Below are 21,613 nucleotides of genomic sequence, written 5' to 3'. Positions count from 1 at the left end.
CCTGCCCAAAAGCAGACGACCCACAGAAAAAGCTCTTACTTCTTTGCCAGATACTTGCGGATATCGATGGCCACAGCCACGATGATGACCAGGCCCTGAACGATGTAGGTGTAGGAGGAGTTCACGTTCATGAACTGCAGAGCCACCTTCATCAGCTCAAAAACCAGAACGCCGACCAGAACGCCGGGCACAGTGCCGACGCCGCCGGTGGTGGAAACACCGCCGATGGTGCAGGCTGCGATGGCGTCCAGCTCATAGCCCTGTGCGGTGTTGACGGATGCGCCGCCGGACTTTGCAGCCAGCAGGCAGCCTGCCAGACCGAACATGCAGGAAGCCAGGATGTAGATGCGGATCTTGGTGGCGTTGACGTTGACACCGGCCACCTCAGCAGCAGCTTCGTTGCCGCCGATGGCGTACATGTACTTGCCGTGACGGGTCTTGTTGTACAGGAACCAGAAGCACCCGGCCACGATCAGAGCGATCCAGATCAGCACAGGCACACCGATGATGGTGTTGGAGGCCAGAGAGGTGAAGTTTTTGTTCAAAGAGCCGATGGGGGTACCGCCGGTGTACACCAGGCAGATACCGTAGACCACCTGCTGCATACCCAAGGTAGCAATGAAGGGCTGCACCTTCAGGTAGCTGACCACCAGACCGTTGCACAGACCCACGATGGCGCAGATGGCAATAACCAGAATGAACACCACGGGGGTGGACAGGGTGTGCATGTTGGGGTAGAACTTACCGGATGCGCCCTCGGTCTGCGCAAAAATGCAGGCAAGGCAGGCGGCAAAACCAGCCAGACGACCGGCCGACAGGTCGTTACCGGTGGTGATTAGGCAGCCGGAAATGCCCAGCGCGATGATGTAGCGGATGGACACGTTCTTGAACAGGTTGATCATGTTGGTGCCGGAGAAGAAGTTGGGGTGCATGATGCCAACGATCAGAGTGATGGCCAGCATCATCATAATAATGGCGTTGTTGCTGAGCCACTTGCCCACAGCCTTGCCATTCAATTTTTTGGTAGCTTCCACGATAGACAGCCTCCTTAATTACTGATTTGCCGCAGCTGCGTCAGGTGCGGTCTCGAACTGGGTAGCCAGTGCCATGATGTTTTCCTGCGTAGCGTCCTTACCGTTGATAAAGCCGGTGATACGGCCATCGCACATGACCATGACACGGTTGGACATACCGATGATCTCGCTCATTTCGGAGGAGATCATGATAATGCTCTTGCCCTGCTTGGCCAGATCGGCGATGATGCAGTAAATTTCATACTTTGCACCGACGTCGATGCCGCGGGTAGGCTCGTCCAGAATGAGCACATCGGGGTTGTTGGCAAGCCAGCGGGCGATCAGCACCTTCTGCTGGTTGCCGCCGGAAAGGCTCTTGATCTGGGTCTTGGGGCTGGGTACCTTGATGGCCATCTTTTCCTTGTTGGTAGCCACCAGATCCAGGATCTTTTTGTTGTCCAGCATGATGGGGCCCTTGCGCAGGGCATCCAGTGATGCAATGGAGATGTTATCGGCCACGCTCAGCACACCCATGATGCCGGTGGCACGGCGGTCCTCGGTCAGCAGAGCAACGCTCTTCTGGATGGCATCGCGGGGCTGCTTGATGTTGACCTCTTCGCCCTTGATCCACACCTTACCAGAGGTATGGGCACGCAGGCCGAAGATGCCTTCCATCAGCTCGGTGCGCTGTGCGCCCACCAGACCGGCCACGCCCAGGATCTCGCCTTTTTTGATCTCGAAGCTGCAGTGGCGGAAGGAACGCGGATGGATGGAGGTAAAGTCCTCCACCTTCATCATGACCTCGTCCGAGGGATGGTTCTCCAGCGGGGGATACAGGTTCGACAGCTCACGGCCGACCATCTTTGCAATGATCTCTTCCTTGGTCATGTTGGCAACGTCCCACTTACCGATGTACTGGCCATCGCGCATGATGGTGACTTCATCCGCGATCACCTTGATCTCGTCCATTTTGTGGCTGATATAGACCAGTGCCACGCCCAGAGCCTTCAGCTCGCGCATGATGCGGAACAGAGATTCCACTTCGTTTGCGGTCAGCGAGGAAGTGGGCTCGTCCAGGATCAGCACCTTGCAGTTTGCGGAAACAGCCTTTGCAATTTCCACCATCTGCATCTGTGCGATGCTCAGAGAGCCAAGCTTTGCATGGGGATTGATCTCCAGCTTCAGCTTTTTCAGCAGCTCCTCCGTATCCTTGTACATTTTGGCGTGATCCACCACCGTAACAGGGCCGTACTTTTTGGTGGGGTAGCGGCCCAGCCAGATGTTCTCGGCCACAGTACGTGCCGGGATCGGCTGCAGTTCCTGATGCACCATGGCAATGCCGCGGTTCAGTGCATCCAGAGGGGTGGTGATGGTAACTTTTTCGCCCTCGTATTCAATTTCGCCCTCGTCCATCTTGTAAATGCCAAACATGCATTTCATCAGTGTGGACTTACCGGCGCCGTTTTCACCCATCAGCGCCATGACCTTACCGGGGCGAAGCTCCAACTGGGCGTGATCCAGCGCTTTGACGCCGGGGAAGGTCTTGACCACGCCTTTCATTACCAGACGGTATTCTGACATTCCGTAGAGCCTCCTTGTCGTTTGTTATAAGGCCGCAGAAAAACCTTTTTTCAAAACAAGGCGCGTGCGCGGAGAATATTTCTCGCACGCACGCGCTTTATAGCTTTGTTCAAGCCGTCAAGGTCCACTGCGCACCTTGCATTGTTTCAGGAAAACTTTGGTCTTACTTCACGTACTCGGAAGCGTTGTCCTTGGTCACCTTCACATAGTCGACCCAGTAGTACTGCTCGACCTTGGAGCCTTCAACGTACAGCTTGGTAGCCTCAGCAGCTTTAGTAGCCTGACCCACGTCGTCGTTCAGCACGGTACCGGTCATGTTGCCATCCAGAACGTCCTGAACAGCCTCAGCCAGTGCATCGACACCAACCAGATAGATGTCCTTGCCGACGGTGCGGTTAGCCTGCTGGATGGACTGCAGAGCGCCCAGTGCCATTGCGTCGTTGTTGCAGAAGACAACTTCGATCTTGTCGCCGTACTGAGACAGAGCGTTTGCAACGTCCTGCTGAGCGGTGGTCTGATCCCAGTTGTCCAGGTACTCGTACAGGCACTCAACTTCCTTGCCGGCATCGGTCAGGGCCTTGATGGAGTACTCGGTGCGGTACTGAGCATCGATGTTCTCGGGGTCGCCCTTGCACATAATGTAGGTGATCTTGCCGTCGCCGTTGATATCGCCCTGAGTCTCGGTCTCCAGGATCAGCTCGCCCTGATAAGTACCGGACTGACGTGCGTCAGCACCAACGTAGCAGCACTTGTCTGCGTAAGAATCCAGAACGCTCTTGTCGGGCTCACGGTTGATGAAGACGATAGGAGTCTCAGAGGGCTTGACGGTATCAACGATGGTCTGTGCGGAAGTGGTCTGCACGGGGTTGATGACCAGCACGTCCACGCCCTGCTGCAGGAAGGTGTTGATCTGCTCGGTCTGGGTGTTCTGGTCGTTCTTGCCGTCCATGATGGTGACGGAGTAGCCCATGTCCTTCAGGTACTCTTCCAGATCGGAGCGGTACAGGGTCATGAAGTTATCAGCAAACTGATAGATGCACACGCCGATGTTTGCGGAACCGTTGGTTGCAGCAGCGCTGGAAGCAGCAGCAGAAGATGCAGCAGCAGAAGAAGCAGCAGTAGAGGTGCTGGAAGAGCCGCCGCAGGCGGTCATAGCAGCAGTTGCACCAACAACAGCAGATGCCTTCAGGAAGTCACGACGCGAAATCATTTTCATAATAATGTTCTCCTTCAATTCGTATCTCAGCATTTTCACAGGAGCAATCTTGCATGCACCTGTAATTCCTGTTCGTATTATACCCTTGCAGCACCCCACTGTTCAAGAGAACAAGTTCACAAGATTGAAGGAGTTCTTTTGTGCTATTTCAACAAATGCTTTTTGGGCTCGCCAATTTCTTTTCTCGAAACATCACAATTTTTCATACATTTGCAACCTCCCTACAAAAGCAAAAAAATTATGTCATTTTTCTCTCAAAAAGATTACAAAATGTTGCATCGTCCGGTTTTTGCAGCTTTTTTATTTCTTGTATATCTTGAAAAATATTTTCAGGAATAGTTCATCCCTGTTCTTCCGCATTTTTTCGCTTCATTTCTGAAATTTTCTGAAAATCGCCTGTCATTCCCGGTTCCTGCCGCCTGCCTTTTGCAAAGAAAATGCCCGGAAGCTTTCCTAAGCCTCCGGGCATTCCGATCCGAGTATCTTTTACAGATGCAGCAGCATCTTTGCAATGTTGAAGTAGATCAGCAGCGTGGTGGTATCCACAATGGTGGTGATCAGGGGTGAAGCCATCACGGCCGGATCCACATGCAGCTTTTCTGCCGCCACCGGCAGAATGCCGCCGATGATCTGCGAGAGCAGGATGGTGCAGATCAAAGTCAGGCACACCACCAGCGCCACCGGAGCCGCGATGCGGTCAAACACCAGCAGCTTTACAAAGTTGCATACGGCCAGCGTGCCGCCGCACAGCAAGGCCACGCGGCTCTCGCGCCACAGGATGCGGGGCAGATCGCGGGGCTGGATATCGCCCACCGCCATGCCGCGGATGATGGTGGAGGTGCTCTGGCTGCCCGCGTTGCCGCCTGCGTCGGTCAGCATGGGGATGTATGCAGTCAGCACGGTCACAGCGGCCAGTGCATCCTCGTATCCGCGAATGACCAGACTGGAGAAGGTGGCACTGATCATCAGGAACAGCAGCCACGGCGCACGGCTCTTATACAGATCCCACATGCTCTGCTTGAAGTAGGGCTTGTCGGAGGGGCCGATTGCGTTCATCTTTGCAATATCTTCGCTGGCCTCGTCCTGCAGGATGCTGATAGCATCGTCAATGGTCACGATGCCCACCAGCCGGTTTTCCGCGTCCACCACCGGAATAGCCAGAAAGCCGTATTTCTCGAACAGGTTGGAAACATCCTCCTGATCGGTGGTGGTGCTCACGCTGACCACATTGGAATCCATCAGGTCCTTGATAGGCTCTTCTGTGTTCTTTGCCAGCACCAGCGCCCGCAGGGACACCACGCCGATCAGCCTGCGGCTGTCATCGGTCACATAGCAGTTGTTGATGGTCTCCTTGTCAAAGCCATTCCTGCGGATGGCCTCCATGGCCTGTGCCACGGTCATGTCCGGCCGCAGCTCCATCAGCTCGGTGGTCATCACGCCGCCGGCTGAGTCCTCCGGGTACTTGAGCAGCTCATTGATCATGCGGCGGGTGGCGGGGTCGGCCTGACCCAGAATGCGCTTGACCACGTTGGCAGGCATTTCCTCCACAAGGTCGGTGGCATCGTCCACGAACAGTTCGTCCACCACAGCCTTCAGCTCGGTATCGGTCAGGCCGTCGATCAGCTTCTGCTGGGTCTCAGGGGTCAGTTCGGTGAACACATCTGCGGCCAGATCCTTCGGGCACAGACGGAACAGCACCGGAAGCTTTTCTGCGGGCAGATCCTCAAACACCGCCGCAAGGTCGGGCGCGGGCAGAGTTTCCATCACATCCCGCAGGCTCTGGTATTTCTTGGCATCGTCCAGATTTGCCAGCATGGTCTTGAGGGTATCGATCGAGATTTCAGACATAAAAAAGCTGCCTCCTTTTCAGTGGCAGCTCTCGTTTCTTCTTTTCAGGGAACGCAAACACGCACCGTGTGCATTCACACACAGCAGGGTCTGCGCAAAGCAGAAACGGCGGCTGCCATCATATAAAATAATCGGGGAGAAAGACTGCTGCTACTGCCAGCAGGTTCCATGACAACCACCTCGTTTTCCTGTTGTAAAAAGACGCTTTTTTGCCTTTTCCGCCCATTACTTTACCACTGCTTTTTTGCCGCGTCAACCCTGCTTTTTAAATTTTTCCGTTTCTTTACAAAAAGTAAAAGTGCCAGATGACATTTTTCGTATCATCAGGCACTTTTATCCTGTCAGCGCATGTCCCGGGCGGGATGGAAGGCTCTTTGCTTACAGGGTCTCTACCGTATCAAACAGTTCTTTTGCGGCTTCCACAGCATCCTTGCTGCCAAACACCACCCGCACGCCGTTTGCCATGGCGGCACCCAGCTCTGCGGCCTGCTCCTTCAGCAGTGCGGCATCCACCGCACACAGGGCCTTGCGGTCTGCCGCTATCATTTCATCAGTGATGCCGCAGAAATACCGGCGGTCCGTCTCGCGGGCCTCAGCACGCGGCTTGCGGGGGGTGTCCAGCTTGGCCACAGTACCCACAATAAAATCGTTCAGGTCTTTTTCGGTGTACTCCCGTGCTGCCAGTTTTGCCGGACCTTTTGCAAAGGTGTCGTAGCTTTCCTTTACATGGGGGTCGCGGTAGGTGTACAGGTATTCCACGCCGTCCGAGGAGAGCATTCCGGTGCCGTAAGCGCCGCCCACCTCGCGGATGTTGTGCCACAGGTATTCGTAGCTCATCACGCGGGCCAGCGCCTTGCGGTCGCTGCGGCGCTCCATGGGCCATACCTGTACATCGTAGTTCACACCGCCGTCAATGATAAACGCTTCGTTCACCGGCGGTGTCAGCGGCTCCACATAGGGCTTTGCCGCAGCGCGGCCCTCGGCAGCAAAGCGGCTGTCCGGCAGCAGAGTGCGCAGCTTTGCAAGGGCATCCTCGCTGCCGTACAGGCTGACCGTCAGCTCCGCGTGCTGCAGCACCTCTGTGCGCAGGGCATCCAGCTTTTCGCCCAGTGCTGCCCAATTGCCGCGCTCCTGCACGCCGCACAGGAACTTGTAATAGCTCACACCGCTGCAGCGTTCACTCACCGCACCGTCCACCGTGTAGTGGGCACTGGCGCGGGTGGCTGCGTATACATTGCCCTGCTGGATGAACTGCTGTTCCATGTTCAACTTCTGCTGGCTCAGCACCCGTGCAAAAGCAGCTTCTGCCGCCGGGCCGGTAAGGATGGTATCATACAGCCATTCGCCGCCAAGCTCCACAGCCTTTTCCAGACTGCGTTCCAGCAGGCTCAGACACAGGCTCAGCTTGGCATGGCAGGGTGCACCCTCCTGCCGCCCAGTCCAGATGTCCAGCTGGGTGCGGCTGTCGCCCAGCCATGTGCTGCGCAGAGTGTTCAGTTGCTGAGCGGTGTGTTCGGTGCTGTCCAGCTCGTCCAGCACATCGGTCAGCAGGTCCAGATACGGCATGTCCTCAGGCTTCACATTACCGAGGTCATAGTAGAAGTTCAGGTACAGGCTGCCTGCCGAAGGGTGATGCAGCAGCTGTGCCCCGGCCAGAAGTTCCCGCTCGCCTGGGGCCGTCCTTGCTCCGTCGCCAAGGTCGGCAACGGTCAGCGGGTGCTCCAGCACAAGCTTGCCGTCGGTGCGGATGGGTTCGCCCTCCTCTTTTTTAGGCAGGGTGGGCACCTGCACCACCTGCACCGGAGCCGGTGCAAACAGCTCACGCAGCAGTTCATTGAACCAGCCATCGGCCATCTTTTCCCGCAGGGAAGCAAACAGCCTGTCCGTGTGCAGCAGCAGAGTGGGGTCGCCGGTGTGCAGCCAAGCGGTGGAAGCATTGATGGCATCCAGCACGCCGTCTGGCAGGGTGCCCGGGCGCTCCAGCGATGCAAACTCTGCTGCGTTCAGCGAAGCCAACAGCAGTTCCTGCGGGATGCCCTCGGCCAGAATGCCGTCCACCGCCTTGCGCACAGCGGCAGCAAACTTGCGAGCGCTCTCCTCGGTGGCACCGCGCAGCACCAGTTCCAGCACCGGCTGCAGGGTGCTGTCGTCAAAGCCAATGTCAATATCTGCGCCCAGCTTTTCGGCCAGCAGCGCCGCCTTCAGCGGGGAGTTATTGGTGCCAAGCAGGGCATCCAGCAGGATCTCCACGCCCAGCTGCCGCTCCCGGTCTGCAAAGGCACCGGTGTACCATGCCAGAGCACACTGCACCTCGTCCGGCTCCGGTTTTTCGGTATAGTAGGGCAGTTCCACGCAGGCGCCCGCCTGCTCGTGCTGCACGGTCAGCTGCGGACGGCTGGTGCCCTTGGGCATTTTGGAGAGATAATCCCTGTCCAGCAGTTCCAGCTTTTCAGCCATATCCATTTTGCCATAGAGGGTAATGCAGCAGTTGTCGGCGCTGTAGTGGCGGTGATATACCCGCTTATACTTTTCATAGGTCAGCGCCGGGATGCTGGCCGGGTCGCCGCCGGAAACAAAGCCGTAGGCCGTATCCGGGAACATGGCCCGTTCCAGTGCATTTTCCAACTGAGCATCCGGTGCAGCCAGAGCGCCCTGCATCTCGTTGTACACCACTCCGCTCACGGTGCCGTCGGCACTGCGGTGCCAGCCCTCCTGCTCAAACACGCTCTTGTCCACCATGGCCAGCGGGCAGAACACCGCGTTCAGGTAGACATCCATCAGGTTTTTGAAGTCGGTCTCATTGGGCGTAGCGAACGGGTAGACCGTCTTATCCGGGAAGGTCATCGCATTCAGGAAAGATGCCATGCTGCTTTTGAGCAGCTGCAAGAACGGCGAGGTCACCGGGTATTTTTCGCTGCCTGCCAGCACCGAGTGCTCCAGAATGTGGAACACGCCGGTGTCATCGGACGGGAAGGTGCCAAAGCCGATGCCAAACGCCTTGTTGGTATCCTCATTTTCCACCAGCAGCACCGTGGCACCGCTCACATCGTGGGTAAGCACGGTCAGGGTTCCGTGCTGTTCAGGGCAGTCCTCGGTACGCACGAGGGTATAACCGGGAAATCGTTCCATTTCGTTTTCTCCTTTGTGGTTTTGAAATCGTTTGACACTATTGTATCATTCGCCGCTCAAAAAGACAATTACCGGTTTGTTAATAATAACCAGAAGGGCGATTTTCAACCATTTGCTTCCCGTGCAGAGCGTTTTCGCGTAGATTGAGTTTAATGCCTTTTGTAAAAAGCATTACTGCCAGGTATGTTCTCTTTTGGTTGCAAAAGAGAACCAGAAAGGACGGCGGTGCCCGCAGGGCATGAAAGCCCCAGTGGGGCTTTTAAGCCGCAGACCGGTTTGCGCAGCAAATGCTGTGTGTTCAGCACAGCAAGGTCACAGCGATTTCAACGCGCTGGATCCATGAAAAAGGGGCTACTCGCCCCTTTTAGACCCCAAAGCAGTTAGGCTCCATACAAAAAATCCAAATCGCTGCGCTAAAGGATTTTTTGTGTTCCGCCGATTTCGAGTCGCTTACGCGACGAGCTGTACGGGTAAGTTTGTGCTTTATCTGCTGCGCGGCTGACAGCGGCAATATGCCGTTTGCCATTGCGCCCTTCCCGTGAAAAAGGAAACAAGCCGGCCCCGCAGGGCCGGCTTGTTTGCAAAATTATAAAATAATATTTCCTCTGATATTGCCAAAGCGAAAGCATCGGCAATTTTAAATCGTATTTTTACACCTGTTTTGCGCCCTCAGTCCGGCAGGACACCCGGAACAGCACAAAGCCCACTGCAAACAGCAGCGCCAGCATCCCAATGCCCACATTGGCGCTGCCGGTCAGCTGGCTGCCCACGCTCACGATCATGGTGCCAAGGAAGGACGCGCCCTTGCCGCAGATGTCGAACAGGCCAAAGTATTCGCCGGATTTTTCCGCCGGGATGATCTTGGCAAAGTGGCTGCGGCTCAGTGCCTGCACGCCGCCCTGGAACATGCCCACCAGCACGGCCAGTACCCAGAACTGCCACTGGCTGGTCAGGAAGAAGGCAAACACCGCAATGCCGGTGTAGGCCGCGATGCAGACCGGGATAAGCTGGCTGGACGGGTATTTTGCACTCAGCCGACCAAAAATCAGCGCCGAAGGGAAGGCCACGATCTGCGTTACCAGCAGGGCCAGCAAAAGGCCGGTGGTCTCCAGCCCCAGTGCCGTGCCGTAGGCGGTGGCCATATCGATGATGGTATACACGCCATCGATGTAGCAGAAGAAGGCCAGCAGGAACCAGAACACCTGCTTATCCTCGCGCAGATGCTTGAGGGTGTGGCCGATGCGCACAAAGCTCTGCCGGATGGCGTGCTGCTCTACCTCCACATAGTTGATCTGCTTATAGTTCCGCAGCAGCGGCAAGGTGGTGCCCAGCCACCACACAGCGGTGATGAGCAGCGCCACGGAAAGGGCGGTCATCTGGCTCAGACCGATAGCCCCGCTGCCCAGCACCAGTGCCAGACACACCACAAAGGGCACGCAGCTGCCAATGTAGCCCCATGCATAGCCCTGCGAAGACACAACATCCATGCGTTCCGGGGTGGTCACATCGCCCAGCATGGAATCGTAGAACACCAGACTGCCCGAAAAGCCGATCTTTGCAAGGATGAAGATGATCAGGAACGGAAGCCAAGTAGTGGCAAGGCCCATGGCACAGCAGCCTGCCACGCCCACGAACAGGCAGAGCATGAAGATGGGCTTTTTAAAGCCTCTGGTATCGGCCAGCGTGCCCAAAATCGGTCCCAGCACTGCCGTGATCACCGTGACCACCGAGCTTGCATAGCCCCAGTAGGCCAGATAGTTCACCGGACTCAATCCCCCGGCCTCGGCCAGCGCATTAAAGAAAATGGGCACCAGTGTGGCGATCATCAGCACAAAGGCCGAGTTGCCCACATCGTACAGGATCCACGCGCGTTCCAGCGGTGTCATCTTGAATTTTTCATGTTTCATCTTGTTTCCTCTCGCACCGCCGGGCGGTGCACCCTCATTTTTTGTGCCCGCTCAAAACTCCCCGAAGGTGTGGTCAAAGGCCTTGCTCAGGGGCTGGTCCGTGTCCAGCTTTGCCACAAATTCCAAAATCAGCGTTTCTGCCAGCGGAAGCGCCTGCGCATACAGTTCTTCCAGCCGCTTGCCGCTCTCCACGCACTTCGGGTTCGGCTGCGGATCTGCCACAAGGCCGTGCAGCATGTCGTATTTGCCCACCACCTTCATGCCTGTCAGCACCACCCAGCGCTTGACAGGATTGGATACCTGCAGCAGCCTGTGCACTGAGATCATGCCCTTGAGCGCTTCCAGTGCCACCTGCTCCGAGATGCCCTCGTAAAAGGGCGCGATTGCCTTTGCATTCTGTTCCGACGGGTGGATATGGCTGGCTGTGAAAAACTTCAGCGGGTCCAGCCCGTCGCGGCGCAGCAGCATGTTGTCAAACTCGGTCTCGATCTCGCAGTGGGTCACGCCGCTTTCCCGGGTAAACTGCTCCACATACGGGTGGCAGGTGCTGTCCAGTGCAAAGTGGCACACAAAGCCCAGCGCATAGGCCAGCGCAGCATCCCGGTCTGCCTCGCAGTGCACCACCCTGCGCGCCCGGTCAAAAAAGACCCGCCCCGGCTCCTCGTGCATGGCATTGCCCAATGCACCCACCGGGTTGGACTTGGCAGCATGGTAATAAAACAGCAGGTCCGGCCCGTGCAGGCCGATATCATAAAGCTCACGGTTCTGTTCCAGCTGAGCACGCAGTTCATCCGGCAGATGTTCCAGCACATTGGTGCCAAAGCGGCGGTGCGCATAAGTTGACGGCATGGCAGATTCCTCTCTTTCTCTCCGACAGGGTGCACAAAACGTCCCCCGGTTTTTGCGTTCTGTTTCAGTATAGCAGAAAGTTTCCCGACCTTCTACCCTTTTACGTCTGATTTTGGTAAAAAATTTGAATTATTTTGTGTTTTCGGCCAGTGGGCAGGCCGCGCAGCAAAAAAGGCACAGCCATCTGCAGACAGCTGTGCCTTCTCCCTTAAAATTCAGACTTTTTCGTAGCCCTGCGGCATCTCGTTCTTCCGGTTGCGGTCCATCAGGGTGCGCAGCGCGTCGCTGGCGCTCATGCCCTCCTTCACGATGGCGTTCACCGTCTGCACAATGGGCATTTCCACATTGTACTTTGCTGCCAGCTCCATAGCGGCAGGCAGTGCATTGATGCCCTCCACCACCATGCCGACCTCCTTCACGGCCTGCTCCGGGCTTTTGCCCTTGCCGATCAGAATGCCCGCACGATTGTTGCGGCTGTGCATACTGGTCGCCGTCACGATCAGGTCGCCGATACCGGCCAGACCCGCAAAGGTGTGGATGTTGCAGCCCATGGCCACGCCCAGCCGGGCGATCTCGGCAATGCCGCGGGTGATGAGGGCTGCGCGGGCGTTGTCGCCGTAGCCAAGGCCGGTGGAGATGCCAACACCCAGCGCAATCACATTCTTCAGCGCGCCGCTCAGCTCCACGCCCTTGATGTCGGCGTTGGTGTACACACGCATACAGGTGTTGCTGAACACATCCTGCACATACTCGGCAGCGGCTTCATCCGGGCAGGCCGAAACGATGGTGGTGGGCATGTCCAGCGCCACCTCTTCCGCATGGGTCGGGCCGGAAAGGGCCACCAGCTTTGTGTTTTGGGGGCCACCCTCTTTGTTCAGCTCGTCGGCGATGACCTCGGTCATGGTATATAAGGTGTCCGGCTCCATGCCCTTGGCAACGTCCACAAGGATCTGGCCGTCCGGGATGTAAGGCCGGGCCTTGGCCGTGGTGGAGCGCACAAATACCGACGGCACTGCAAACAGCAGCACATCCTTGCCAGTGCACACTTCCTCAATGCTCTTGGTAAACTGCAGCTCTTCCGGGATCTTCATGCCCGGCAGATTGGGGTGCACCCGCGTAGCGGAAAGGTTCTCCACCTCAGCCGGAAGCGCCGACCACACCTGCACATCATTGCCGCTGACACACAGCATCCGTGCCAGAGCCATGCCCCAGGTACCTGCACCCAGAACGCCAATTTTTTTCTTCGTCACGTTCGTGTCCTCCGTGTCTGCACCGCGCAAAGGGCACTGCGCCCTCTGCGGTGAATTTGCGCCTGTGCCGGGCCAAGCCCGGTGCGCGTTGTTATGTTCATTGTACACGAAAGCCGGTGCGCCGTCAACCGCTTGCCGCATTGCACAAAGTTTTCCAGATGGGTCGTCCGTTTTTGTACACATCACGCGTTTTGAGCAAACCGTTTGCACTCCATCCGGATTCATGCTATAGTATTCTGGTAGGTTTTGTAGGAATTTTAGAAAAAGCCCTTGACTTCAAGCGCACTCCAAGCCTTATAATACCCTTTGTTCTTCCGATTTACAAAGTATTTGAATACCGTTCTGAGGGAACATTTTTCATGTTTGAAGCATTTCTTTCCAACCGCACGGTCAGCGTGCTGGCGGAGGCCCTGCCCCGTATCCTTACGGCAGGCCTTACCATGACCATCCCGCTCACGCTGGTCTCCTTCTTTTTTGCCATGATCATTGCCGTGGCCGTTGCACTGGTGCAGTACGCCAATGTGCCGGTGCTGCGGCAGATCGCGCGGTTCTACATCTGGGTCATCCGCGGCACGCCGCTGCTGGTGCAGCTGTTCATCATCTTTTATGGTCTGCCCAGCGTGGGCATCATGCTGGACGCTTTCCCTGCTGCGGTCATCGCCTTTGCCTTCAACGAGGGTGCCTACTGTGCCGAGACCATGCGCGGCGCACTGGAAAGCGTGCCGCAGGGCCAGCTGGAAGCCGGTTACTGCGTGGGCATGAGCTGGTGGCAGATCATGCGCCGCATCGTGCTGCCGCAGGCCCTGCGCACCGCAGTGCCCGCCCTCTCCAACTCGCTCATCGGCATGATCAAGGACACCTCGCTGGCGTCCAACATCACGGTGGCCGAGCTGTTCATGGCCGGTCAGCGCGTGGCCGCCCGCACCTACATCTTCCTGCCCATCTACTGTGAGGTGGCCGTGGTGTATCTGCTGTTCTGCACGGTCATCACCAAGCTGCAGGCACTGCTGGAACGTCGGCTCAACGCCCACGGCTTCCAGTAAGAAAGGAGTGTGGCAACCATGTCCATGTTAGAGATCAAAAACGTCCACAAATCCTTTTTCACCTACACAAAGCCCCGCCTGCAGGCAGGCATCTTCCACCGGCCCGGTGCACGCAAAGTGACCAGCGAGCTGCAGGTGCTGCGCGGCGTGGACCTGACCGTGGAAAAGGGCGATGTAGTGGCCATCCTCGGCCCCTCCGGCTCCGGCAAGACCACCCTGCTGCGCTGTCTGAACTTTCTGGAGACCGCCGACGCAGGCCAGCTCACCTTTGACGGCGAGACGTTCGACCTTGCCAAGGCCAGCCGCGCCGACATTGCCCGGCTGCGCAAAAAGACGGCCTTTGTGTTCCAGAGCTACAATCTGTTCCGCAACAAGACTGCCTTGCAGAACGTGACCGAGGGCCTCATCATTGCCCGCAAAATGCCCAAAGAGCAGGCGGATGCCGTTGGCATGAAGATGCTGGAAAAGGTGGGCCTTGCCGACCGAGCCGACTACTATCCGCGCCAGCTTTCCGGTGGCCAGCAGCAGCGCGTGGCCATTGCCCGTGCGCTGGCATCTGACCCGGAGATCATCTATTTTGACGAGCCGACTTCGGCCCTTGACCCGGAGCTGACTGGCGAAGTGCTGGCCGTGATGCGGCAGCTGGCCGAAGAGGGCATGACCATGCTGGTGGTCACCCACGAGATGGGCTTTGCCCGCAATGTTTCCTCCAAGACCGTTTTCATGGAGAACGGCGTGGTAGTGGAGCAGGCTCCCTCGCATGAGTTTTTCGCCAACCCCAAAGAGGAGCGCACCCGCGAATTTTTGCGCAAGATCGCTCACACCGAGTGAGGTTACCATTTAGAATGGCCTCCGCTTCGCTCTGGCCATAATCAGCGGGATTTTGTTTTTATTTCGTGTTTGTCGCGGCCTGCGGGCCGCTCCAAACACATTTTCACCAAAAGGGTCGTAATGGACAGCTGCATCTGTCCCAGCAGGACGGCGGGAAGTTTCTCTGAGGACCGTCCGCTGGGGTGGGACCCTGTTGCCGAAGGCAATAGGGCGGGCGATGGAATGGCCTGCAACAGCAACGACCGCCGCCAGTGGCGGAAACAGGAAGTTGCTGTTGGGACAGCGGCCAGCAGGATGCGAGTGCTGCTCAAAGCACGAAGCATCCGCTGGGTGCCGCAACCCGTACTCGCGTCCGAGGAGAAAGCTTCCCGATGACCTGCCAACTTATAGTATCTACTGAAAGGACTTATCATTATGAAACGCAGAACATTTATTTCTCTTATGAGCGTTATGGCCGCTGCCGGCGTGCTGACTCTGTCCGGCTGCTCCAATTCTTCCGGCAGCACCGCTGCTTCCGGTACTGCTGCATCTGTGGCTCCTGCTGCCGGCGACCAGCTGTCCAACATCCAGTCCAGCGGCAAGCTGATCGTTGCACTGGAAGGCGCATGGCAGCCCTGGAGCTACCACGACGAATCCGATACTCTGGTGGGCTACGATGTGGAAGTCTCCCGTGCCCTTGCAGAAAAGCTGGGCGTGGAGCCGGAGTACGTGGAAAGCGACTGGGACAGCCTGTTTGCCGGTCTGGACGCAGGCCGCTACGACATCGTGTGCAACGGCGTGGAAGTGACCGATGAGCGCGCCAAGACCTATGATTTCACCGAGCCCTACGGCTACATCCACACTGCCCTTGCCGTCCGCAAGGATAACGACGAGATCACCAGCTTTGAAGACCTGAAGGGCAAGACCACCGCCAACAGCCTTGCTTCCACCTACATGGAACTGGCCGAAAGCTATGGTGCCACCGTACAGGGCATCGACACGCTGGAAGAAACCATCCAGCTGCTCACCGCCGGCCGCATCGATGCCACCCTGAACGCTGATGTCTCCTTCTACGATTACCTGAACGTCCACCCGGATGCAGATTTCAAGCTGGTGGCCCAGACCGAGGACGCATCCCACGTTGCCATTCCTCTGCGCAAGGGCGATGCCAGCGCCACCCTGCTGGATGCCATCAACACCGCCATCGACGAGCTGCGTGCCGACGGCACCCTGAAGGAGCTGAGCGAAAAGTATTTCGGTCAGGATATTTCTGCGGAGAACTAAAGCTTTTCTCAAATCGTAAAAGACCCTCAGTCCTTTGAAAGCTAAGGATCGAGGGTCTTTTTATTATTATACTAACTGCTTTTTATGTGTTTTTACTTTTGTCCGGTATAACAGTTCTGCAAGAAGCATCGATAAGCCCAGCACCAGAAACGTTCTGCACACTCCCCATACATCACCATCTATATGGATCTGAAAAATCAAGGTGGTATAAATCATCAGATGGTAGCAGTAAACTTCAGCAGACAGCTCCCTGCCAATATGAACCAATACCTTTTTCAGTCGTTCCGACATCCATGCAAAACTTGTAAAATGTCCCCTGTTCAGAATTGAAAGCACTGCCAGCACCGTGCTGAAATAAATTTCTTTCTTTCCAAAAGCATGAGCCTCCAGAACGCTCATCACAAGCCAAAAAGCTGTCGGCAGTTTAAACATCGCGGGCAGTCTATTCTTTTGGGCATATATTCCAATCAGAATAAACGGCATTCCTTCAAAAAGCCAGTTCCGATACCATGCCAACTTTTGTGGAACAACTGCCTGCAAGATAAGCATCACCGCCAAAAGCACTATGCCAATTTTATTGCCATATTTTTCCAAGTTAAAATCTTTGCACAGTTTTTTCCAGCAGTAAAGCACTACGTAGCAGTTCAGCATGGCAAACAGCCACCATAAATGCCATGCGTAGCTGTCTACCAGACTATTACTGTTATACACCAGTAGCTTTAAAATTTCAGAAATGCTGAATTTTTCTGAAAGCCATTCAGGAATAAATGTTCCCACAGACAGTTCCACTATCACTGCAAACAGGGTGTACGCTGCACCAACTCGGAGCAGCATATGTGCCGTCTTTTTTATTTTGCCTTTCAGCTGTTCCACCTGCTGTTCGGAGTCATCGGTTCGGAACAGATACCAGCCGGATACCGAAAAGAAAAACGGTACACTGATCCGCGCTGCCGCCGTTAAAATCCATCTGGCAGCACCAGGAAATGGGCAGTGAATAAATACCACAAGGGTGCATGCTAAAGCTTTCCAGATATAAAAATAATCACTTTCCTGTTTTGTTTTGTCCATAGTCTTCTTTCATTATGCATGAAAATAATCGTAGATGATCTGTGCCGTCTGTTTGCCCACGCCGGGGGTGTTTTCCAGCTGGTCAGGCGTGGCTTCCTTCACCGCACCCACGCTTTTGAACTGGGCCATCAGCGCCTTGGCCGTTTTGGGGCCGATGCCGGGGATTTCCGTCAGGGTGGAGGAATAACTCTTCTGCTTCATCTGCTGCTTGCGGTAGGCATTGGCAAAGCGATGGGTCTCGTCCTGAATGGCCGTGATAAAGGTAAAGGTGCCCCGGTTCATATTGATGGCAATTTCCCGGCCGTCGCTGTCCACAATGGCGCGGGTGCGGTGGTGGTCGTCCTTCACCATGCCGTAGAGCGGCACATCCGCAAGGGCAGTCCCGGCCAATGCTTCTTTTGCCGCGCTCACCTGCCCCCTGCCGCCGTCCATCAAAAGCAGATCCGGCTTCTGCCCGAACCAGTTGCTGCAGGGTTCTCCCTTTTTTGCAAGCTCTGCGTACTTTTCGTACTCTGCCGCCCGCCGGGAGACAGTCTCTGCCAGTGATGCATAGTCGTCCGTGCCCGCAACGGTCTTCATTTTGAATCTGCGGTAGCCCGCCTTATAGGGTTTGCCGTCCCTGAAGGTGACCATGCCGCAGACGCTGGAGCCATCGCCCCAGTTGGAGATATCGTAGCTCTCAATGGCCCTGGGCGGCTTTGCAAGGCCCAGCACCTGCGCCAGCTCGTCCAGCAGCTTTTCCTCCCGGGCATAGCGGCCGCTCTCCCGCGCCAGACGCTCCACCGCGTTGGTGTGGGCCATTTCCACCAGATGGGCCTTGTCGCCCCGCTGGGGCACATACAGCTGCACCTCGCTGCCGCGCTTTTCGTTCAGCGCCTGCTGCAACGCGTCGCTGTCCGGCGGCAGCTCATCCACCGCAATGATCTTGGGGATCTGCTCGTCATCCAGATAATACCGGGGCAGAAATTCCTCCCGCACGGCGGCAATGTCCGAGGTATCGTGGAACAAAAACTCCCGCTTATCGGTCAGCCGTCCGTCCCGGAAGCGCAGCACCGCCGCACACACGCTGTCCGGCGTGCCTGCCAGCGCCACCACGTCCATCTCCACATCCGGGTCCACAATGACCTTCTGCCCAGCGCTCACCTTGGTGATGGCTGCGATCTGGTCCCGCAGCAGCGCCGCCGTCTCAAATTCCAGCCGGTCCGAGGCCTCCTGCATCCGCTCATTAAGGATCTTCAGGATGTCCTTTTTGCCATAGCGGATCAGGTGCACGGCGCTCTTGACGGCCTGATTGTAGTTTTCGCAGCTGATCCTGCCGCTGCACACTGCCATGCACTTGCCGATGTGGGCGTTCAGGCAGGGCCGTCCCTTGCCGATCTCCTGCGGGAAGCGCTTATTGCAGCGCGGCAGCAGAAAGGCATCCATGGCGGTTTCTGCCATCTGCCGCGCCGCAAAGCTGGAGGTATAGGGGCCGATATACTCGGCATCGTCCTCCTCCTTTTGCAGCACGAAGGAGAGCCTGGGCCATGGCTCCTTTGTCACCTTGATATAGCTGTAGCCTTTATCATCCTTGAGCAGGATGTTGTACTTCGGCGTGTGGGCCTTGATCTGGCTGGCTTCCAGCACCAGCGCTTCAAACTCGCTCTGGCAGACGATCACGTCAAAGGCATAGGCATGGGCGATCATCTGGCTGACCTTGTTGTCGTGGGGCACGCCCTCGCGGAAGTACTGGCTCACCCGGATGCGCAGCCGCTTTGCCTTGCCGATATAAATGATGGTGTCTGTCTTATCCCGGATGATATAAACGCCGGGCAGCAGCGGCAGCATACAGGCTTTCTGATACAGTTCAGCTTTGGTCATGGATTCTCCTTGAAAAACAAAAAGCGGCAGGTTCCCCCGCCGCTCCATTTATAGACACAAATTACTCAGCAAAACCGGACTCCACCAGCTTGATCAAGCCGTCAACAGCAGCCTGCTCATCAGCGCCGTCAGCGATGATGCGGATGGTGGTACCGCCCACGATGCCCAGAGACAGAACGCCCAGCAGGCTCTTTGCGTTCACGCGGCGTTCTTCCTTCTCGACCCAGATGGAAGACTTGAACTCGTTAGCCTTCTGGATGAAGAAGGTAGCCGGACGAGCGTGCAGACCAACCTGATTTTCAACGGTAACTTCTTTCACGTACATAGTAAAGCGCTCCTATCTAATATCGTTTTGGGTATAGAATCTGTATCCTGTGCCTGTTGCGTTACGATTATTTTAGCGCAAGTCGAAACGGTTGTACAGCCCCCCGGCGCATTTTTGGCGGTTTCTCCAATGAAAAGCGGCCCATTTTTCATTATTTATACAAAGATAATAAAATTATTCCCCGAAGGTTAGAGGGTAAATACAAAAGTTTTCAACATTTTTTCGACCATCGGGCAATATCTCGGCCGTTTTTGTGCGTTTCCAGCACCATACCCTCCGGTCCGAACATCCATTTTCGTGCCTTTTTCGCTGTCCGATGCACCTGCAGCTGCCGTCCGGAGTTACTTCTGTGCGCTGCCCTCGTACCGCATCCAAACCAGAGCACACTTTTTCACCACAGCCGGATATTGCTCCGGCGTGAACTCCAGCTCGGTGCCGCTGGTCAGCTTCCAGCCCATGCGGGTGTAAAGCGCTATGGCGCGGGTGTTGGTGTTCAGCACGCTCAGCACCGGGTGCGGGTGCTCCGGCAGCTTCCTGCGGGCAAAGTCCAGCATCTTCATGCCAATGCCCCTGCCGCGGGCTTTTTCAGTGACGAACAGATGTTCGATGTGCCCCACCTTGTGGTTGATGCTCACGATGCCGTCCGGCACATCCTTGGTGGTGTGCAGGTAGCACACCCAGCCTGCGGCCTTTTCCTGCCGCAGCTGCAAAAGATATTCTTCCTCGTTGAGGCTGGCACAGTATTCCGGGGTCCAGTTCTCGGCACAGGTCGCACGCCGTCCCTCCACAAAGATGCGGGCGGCAGCAGCAAACTGCTCGTCGGTCTTGACAAGGCGCATGTTCTCGCCGCGCTTCCACTTGGGCAGCTCGGTCACAGGGTGGGTCTCACACCACTTCTCGTACAGCTCCGGGCGGCGCAGGCGGGTGCGCTCCCGGCTCTGTTCTCCGCGCCATGCATCGATCTTCTGGTGGTCGCCGCCCAGCAGCACCTGCGGCACGGCGCGGCCTTCCCACACCTCGGGGCGGGTGTACTGGGGATACTCCAGCAGGCCGTCCCAGTAGCTTTCTTCCTCGTAGCCCTTCTGCTCAGCCAGCACGCCGGGCTTCAGGCGCAGCACACTGTCCGCCACCACAAGGCTGGCCAGCTCGCCGCCGGTGAGGATGTAGTCACCGATGGAGATCTCTTCATCCGCAAAAGCATCGATCACACGCTCGTCGATGCCCTCATAGTGGCCGCATACCAGTGTCAGGTTATCGTACTGGGCAAGCCGCTTTGCGTGCTCCTCGGTGTAGCGCTGGCCGCCTGCCGTCAGGAACACGATATGCGGGGCCGGACGGCCCTGTGAAGCCACTTCCTGCTGCACAGCACGCAGGCAGTCTGCGATGGGCTGAGCGTACAGCACCATGCCGCAGCCGCCGCCGTAGGGGTAATCGTCGGTCTGCTTCTGTTTGTTCAGGGTGTAGTCCCGGATCTGGTGGCAGTGGGTCTCAATAAAGCCCTTCTTTGCCGCGCGCCCGATGATGCTGGCATCCAGCACCTGCTGGCACATTTCCGGGAACAGGGTCACGATATCCACACGCATTCCCATGGCTCACTCTTCCTCCCGTTCGCTGTCAAAGTCATCGTCCAGCAGGCCCGGAATGGGGGTGACGAGGAGATAGCCCTCCGGCGGGTTGCGCTCTTTCAGAAAAGCATCCACGCCCGGGAACATGTATTCCTTGCCGTTCGGTGCTTTGACGGTGTAGATATCCTGTGCACCGGGGTGATCCACGCTGGTCACAACGCCGTACACCCTGCCGGTGTCGGCATCCCGCACTTCGCACCCGATCAGGTCGGCCACATACCAGCGGCCTGCGGGCAGGGTGGCATCATTGCGGTCAAAGTAGAACACCTGCCCCCGCAGTGCACGGGCAGCATCCATATCGTCCACGCCTTCCAGCTGCAGCAGAGCCATCTGGCCCTGTGCGCGGATGGACACGATCTTATAGGCCCTGCCGCCCTGTGCCGAGGGGTACAGCCTGCCCACCTTTTTGAGAAAATTCACGCCGTCGCACCAAAGCTCCAGCTTCATTTCGCCGCGCACGCCGTGGGTGGTCACGACCTTGCCCGCTTCCAGATATTGCTGCATAATCTTGCTCCTATAATCAAAAAGGCCCCTTGCCGCAAGGGCAAAGGGCCTGTAGGGTGCTCAGTCGATCTCAACAAGGACCTTTTCATCGACCCGCACAGCAGCCGCGCGCATCACCACACGAATGGCTTTTGCGATCCGGCCCTGCTTGCCGATGACACGGCCCATATCTCCCTCTGCCACGCTCAGGTGGTAGACGATGGTGCCGTCCTCGCGAGGCTCGTCCACCGTGACCTTAACGGCTTCCTTATCCTCCACGAGACCGCGGGCAACTGCCAGCAACAGCTCCTGCATGAGTCAG

Annotated in this window: 17 protein-coding genes; 3 read left to right on the top strand and 14 right to left on the bottom strand. The window is 56.8% G+C overall.

Translation table 11 applies throughout. The features are described from left to right. Nucleotides 1-35: 35 nt before the first annotated feature. The 8 genes from DWV57_RS08350 to DWV57_RS08315 all read right to left on the bottom strand — a co-directional run bounded on the left by DWV57_RS08350 (nucleotide 36) and on the right by DWV57_RS08315 (nucleotide 12,748). Nucleotides 36-1,034 (bottom strand): beta-methylgalactoside transporter, encoded by a 999-nt coding sequence (locus DWV57_RS08350; protein ID WP_097775075.1) that lies wholly within the window; start codon nucleotides 1,032-1,034, stop codon nucleotides 36-38. Between the two features lie 18 nt (nucleotides 1,035-1,052). Further along, the gene (locus DWV57_RS08345; protein WP_120020511.1) at nucleotides 1,053-2,594 is read right to left on the bottom strand and encodes a sugar ABC transporter ATP-binding protein; all 1,542 of its coding nucleotides are present in this window, start codon (nucleotides 2,592-2,594) and stop codon (nucleotides 1,053-1,055) included. A gap of 163 nt (nucleotides 2,595-2,757) precedes the next feature. Continuing rightward, nucleotides 2,758-3,810, bottom strand: a complete 1,053-nt coding sequence (locus DWV57_RS08340; RefSeq protein ID WP_120020510.1) for a substrate-binding domain-containing protein — start codon at nucleotides 3,808-3,810, stop codon at nucleotides 2,758-2,760. Nucleotides 3,811-4,296: 486 nt separating this feature from the next. Then, on the bottom strand, nucleotides 4,297-5,658 hold the full coding sequence (gene mgtE / locus DWV57_RS08335; protein ID WP_120020509.1) for a magnesium transporter: 1,362 nt from the start codon (nucleotides 5,656-5,658) through the stop codon (nucleotides 4,297-4,299). Nucleotides 5,659-6,036: 378 nt separating this feature from the next. After that, nucleotides 6,037-8,787, bottom strand: a complete 2,751-nt coding sequence (locus tag DWV57_RS08330; protein ID WP_120020508.1) for an insulinase family protein — start codon at nucleotides 8,785-8,787, stop codon at nucleotides 6,037-6,039. 650 nt (nucleotides 8,788-9,437) lie between these two features. Next, on the bottom strand, nucleotides 9,438-10,694 hold the full coding sequence (locus DWV57_RS08325) for an MFS transporter (protein ID WP_120020507.1): 1,257 nt from the start codon (nucleotides 10,692-10,694) through the stop codon (nucleotides 9,438-9,440). A gap of 51 nt (nucleotides 10,695-10,745) precedes the next feature. Beyond that, complete coding sequence (locus DWV57_RS08320; protein ID WP_120020506.1) at nucleotides 10,746-11,543, bottom strand: zinc dependent phospholipase C family protein; 798 nt, start codon at nucleotides 11,541-11,543, stop codon at nucleotides 10,746-10,748. A gap of 215 nt (nucleotides 11,544-11,758) precedes the next feature. Continuing rightward, nucleotides 11,759-12,748 (bottom strand): NAD(P)H-dependent glycerol-3-phosphate dehydrogenase, encoded by a 990-nt coding sequence (locus DWV57_RS08315; RefSeq protein ID WP_347562386.1) that lies wholly within the window; start codon nucleotides 12,746-12,748, stop codon nucleotides 11,759-11,761. A gap of 404 nt (nucleotides 12,749-13,152) precedes the next feature. Between DWV57_RS08315 and DWV57_RS08310 the strand changes: the two genes are divergently transcribed. The 3 genes from DWV57_RS08310 to DWV57_RS08295 all read left to right on the top strand — a co-directional run bounded on the left by DWV57_RS08310 (nucleotide 13,153) and on the right by DWV57_RS08295 (nucleotide 15,930). After that, complete coding sequence (locus tag DWV57_RS08310; protein WP_097775067.1) at nucleotides 13,153-13,836, top strand: amino acid ABC transporter permease; 684 nt, start codon at nucleotides 13,153-13,155, stop codon at nucleotides 13,834-13,836. Nucleotides 13,837-13,854: 18 nt separating this feature from the next. Further along, on the top strand, nucleotides 13,855-14,667 hold the full coding sequence (locus DWV57_RS08305; protein WP_097776383.1) for an amino acid ABC transporter ATP-binding protein: 813 nt from the start codon (nucleotides 13,855-13,857) through the stop codon (nucleotides 14,665-14,667). A gap of 414 nt (nucleotides 14,668-15,081) precedes the next feature. Beyond that, nucleotides 15,082-15,930, top strand: coding sequence for a transporter substrate-binding domain-containing protein (locus DWV57_RS08295; protein ID WP_118529024.1), 849 nt, complete (start codon nucleotides 15,082-15,084; stop codon nucleotides 15,928-15,930). A 66-nt stretch (nucleotides 15,931-15,996) separates the two neighbouring features. Here the strand turns inward: DWV57_RS08295 and DWV57_RS08290 are convergent, their stop codons facing one another. The 6 genes from DWV57_RS08290 to DWV57_RS08265 form a co-directional block, all read right to left on the bottom strand. After that, a complete protein-coding gene (locus tag DWV57_RS08290) occupies nucleotides 15,997-16,998 on the bottom strand; it encodes an acyltransferase family protein (protein WP_120020504.1) in 1,002 nt (333 codons plus the stop codon). Nucleotides 16,999-17,010: 12 nt separating this feature from the next. Then, on the bottom strand, nucleotides 17,011-18,858 hold the full coding sequence (uvrC, locus tag DWV57_RS08285) for an excinuclease ABC subunit UvrC (RefSeq protein ID WP_120020503.1): 1,848 nt from the start codon (nucleotides 18,856-18,858) through the stop codon (nucleotides 17,011-17,013). 61 nt (nucleotides 18,859-18,919) lie between these two features. Then, the gene (locus tag DWV57_RS08280) at nucleotides 18,920-19,183 is read right to left on the bottom strand and encodes an HPr family phosphocarrier protein (protein ID WP_005920365.1); all 264 of its coding nucleotides are present in this window, start codon (nucleotides 19,181-19,183) and stop codon (nucleotides 18,920-18,922) included. Nucleotides 19,184-19,524: 341 nt separating this feature from the next. Further along, nucleotides 19,525-20,772, bottom strand: a complete 1,248-nt coding sequence (gene trmD / locus DWV57_RS08275; protein WP_097776378.1) for a tRNA (guanosine(37)-N1)-methyltransferase TrmD — start codon at nucleotides 20,770-20,772, stop codon at nucleotides 19,525-19,527. Between the two features lie 3 nt (nucleotides 20,773-20,775). Next, the gene (gene rimM / locus DWV57_RS08270) at nucleotides 20,776-21,312 is read right to left on the bottom strand and encodes a ribosome maturation factor RimM (protein WP_005944690.1); all 537 of its coding nucleotides are present in this window, start codon (nucleotides 21,310-21,312) and stop codon (nucleotides 20,776-20,778) included. A 60-nt stretch (nucleotides 21,313-21,372) separates the two neighbouring features. Continuing rightward, nucleotides 21,373-21,606, bottom strand: a complete 234-nt coding sequence (locus DWV57_RS08265; protein ID WP_005934928.1) for a KH domain-containing protein — start codon at nucleotides 21,604-21,606, stop codon at nucleotides 21,373-21,375. Between the last annotated feature and the right edge of the window lie 7 nt (nucleotides 21,607-21,613).

It is taken from the genome of Faecalibacterium sp. AF10-46 (genome assembly GCF_003604105.1).
GTDB lineage: Bacteria > Bacillota > Clostridia > Oscillospirales > Ruminococcaceae > Faecalibacterium > Faecalibacterium taiwanense.
This window is presented reverse-complemented; position numbering and strand designations above follow the sequence as displayed.

What these genes read in the sequence shown, in the direction of transcription:
- DWV57_RS08310 (WP_097775067.1), top strand. Translation starts at nt 13,153, where the DNA reads ATGTTTGAAGCATTTCTTTCCAACCGCACGGTCAGCGTGCTGGCGGAG.
- uvrC (WP_120020503.1), bottom strand. Translation starts at nt 18,858, where the DNA reads ATGACCAAAGCTGAACTGTATCAGAAAGCCTGTATGCTGCCGCTGCTG.
- DWV57_RS08315 (WP_347562386.1), bottom strand. Translation starts at nt 12,748, where the DNA reads ATGGCTCTGGCACGGATGCTGTGTGTCAGCGGCAATGATGTGCAGGTG.
- DWV57_RS08325 (WP_120020507.1), bottom strand. Translation starts at nt 10,694, where the DNA reads ATGAAACATGAAAAATTCAAGATGACACCGCTGGAACGCGCGTGGATC.
- rimM (WP_005944690.1), bottom strand. Translation starts at nt 21,312, where the DNA reads ATGCAGCAATATCTGGAAGCGGGCAAGGTCGTGACCACCCACGGCGTG.
- DWV57_RS08295 (WP_118529024.1), top strand. Translation starts at nt 15,082, where the DNA reads ATGAAACGCAGAACATTTATTTCTCTTATGAGCGTTATGGCCGCTGCC.
- mgtE (WP_120020509.1), bottom strand. Translation starts at nt 5,658, where the DNA reads ATGTCTGAAATCTCGATCGATACCCTCAAGACCATGCTGGCAAATCTG.
- DWV57_RS08265 (WP_005934928.1), bottom strand. Translation starts at nt 21,606, where the DNA reads ATGCAGGAGCTGTTGCTGGCAGTTGCCCGCGGTCTCGTGGAGGATAAG.
- DWV57_RS08290 (WP_120020504.1), bottom strand. Translation starts at nt 16,998, where the DNA reads ATGGACAAAACAAAACAGGAAAGTGATTATTTTTATATCTGGAAAGCT.
- DWV57_RS08340 (WP_120020510.1), bottom strand. Translation starts at nt 3,810, where the DNA reads ATGAAAATGATTTCGCGTCGTGACTTCCTGAAGGCATCTGCTGTTGTT.
- DWV57_RS08320 (WP_120020506.1), bottom strand. Translation starts at nt 11,543, where the DNA reads ATGCCGTCAACTTATGCGCACCGCCGCTTTGGCACCAATGTGCTGGAA.
- DWV57_RS08305 (WP_097776383.1), top strand. Translation starts at nt 13,855, where the DNA reads ATGTCCATGTTAGAGATCAAAAACGTCCACAAATCCTTTTTCACCTAC.
- DWV57_RS08330 (WP_120020508.1), bottom strand. Translation starts at nt 8,787, where the DNA reads ATGGAACGATTTCCCGGTTATACCCTCGTGCGTACCGAGGACTGCCCT.
- DWV57_RS08280 (WP_005920365.1), bottom strand. Translation starts at nt 19,183, where the DNA reads ATGTACGTGAAAGAAGTTACCGTTGAAAATCAGGTTGGTCTGCACGCT.
- DWV57_RS08345 (WP_120020511.1), bottom strand. Translation starts at nt 2,594, where the DNA reads ATGTCAGAATACCGTCTGGTAATGAAAGGCGTGGTCAAGACCTTCCCC.
- trmD (WP_097776378.1), bottom strand. Translation starts at nt 20,772, where the DNA reads ATGGGAATGCGTGTGGATATCGTGACCCTGTTCCCGGAAATGTGCCAG.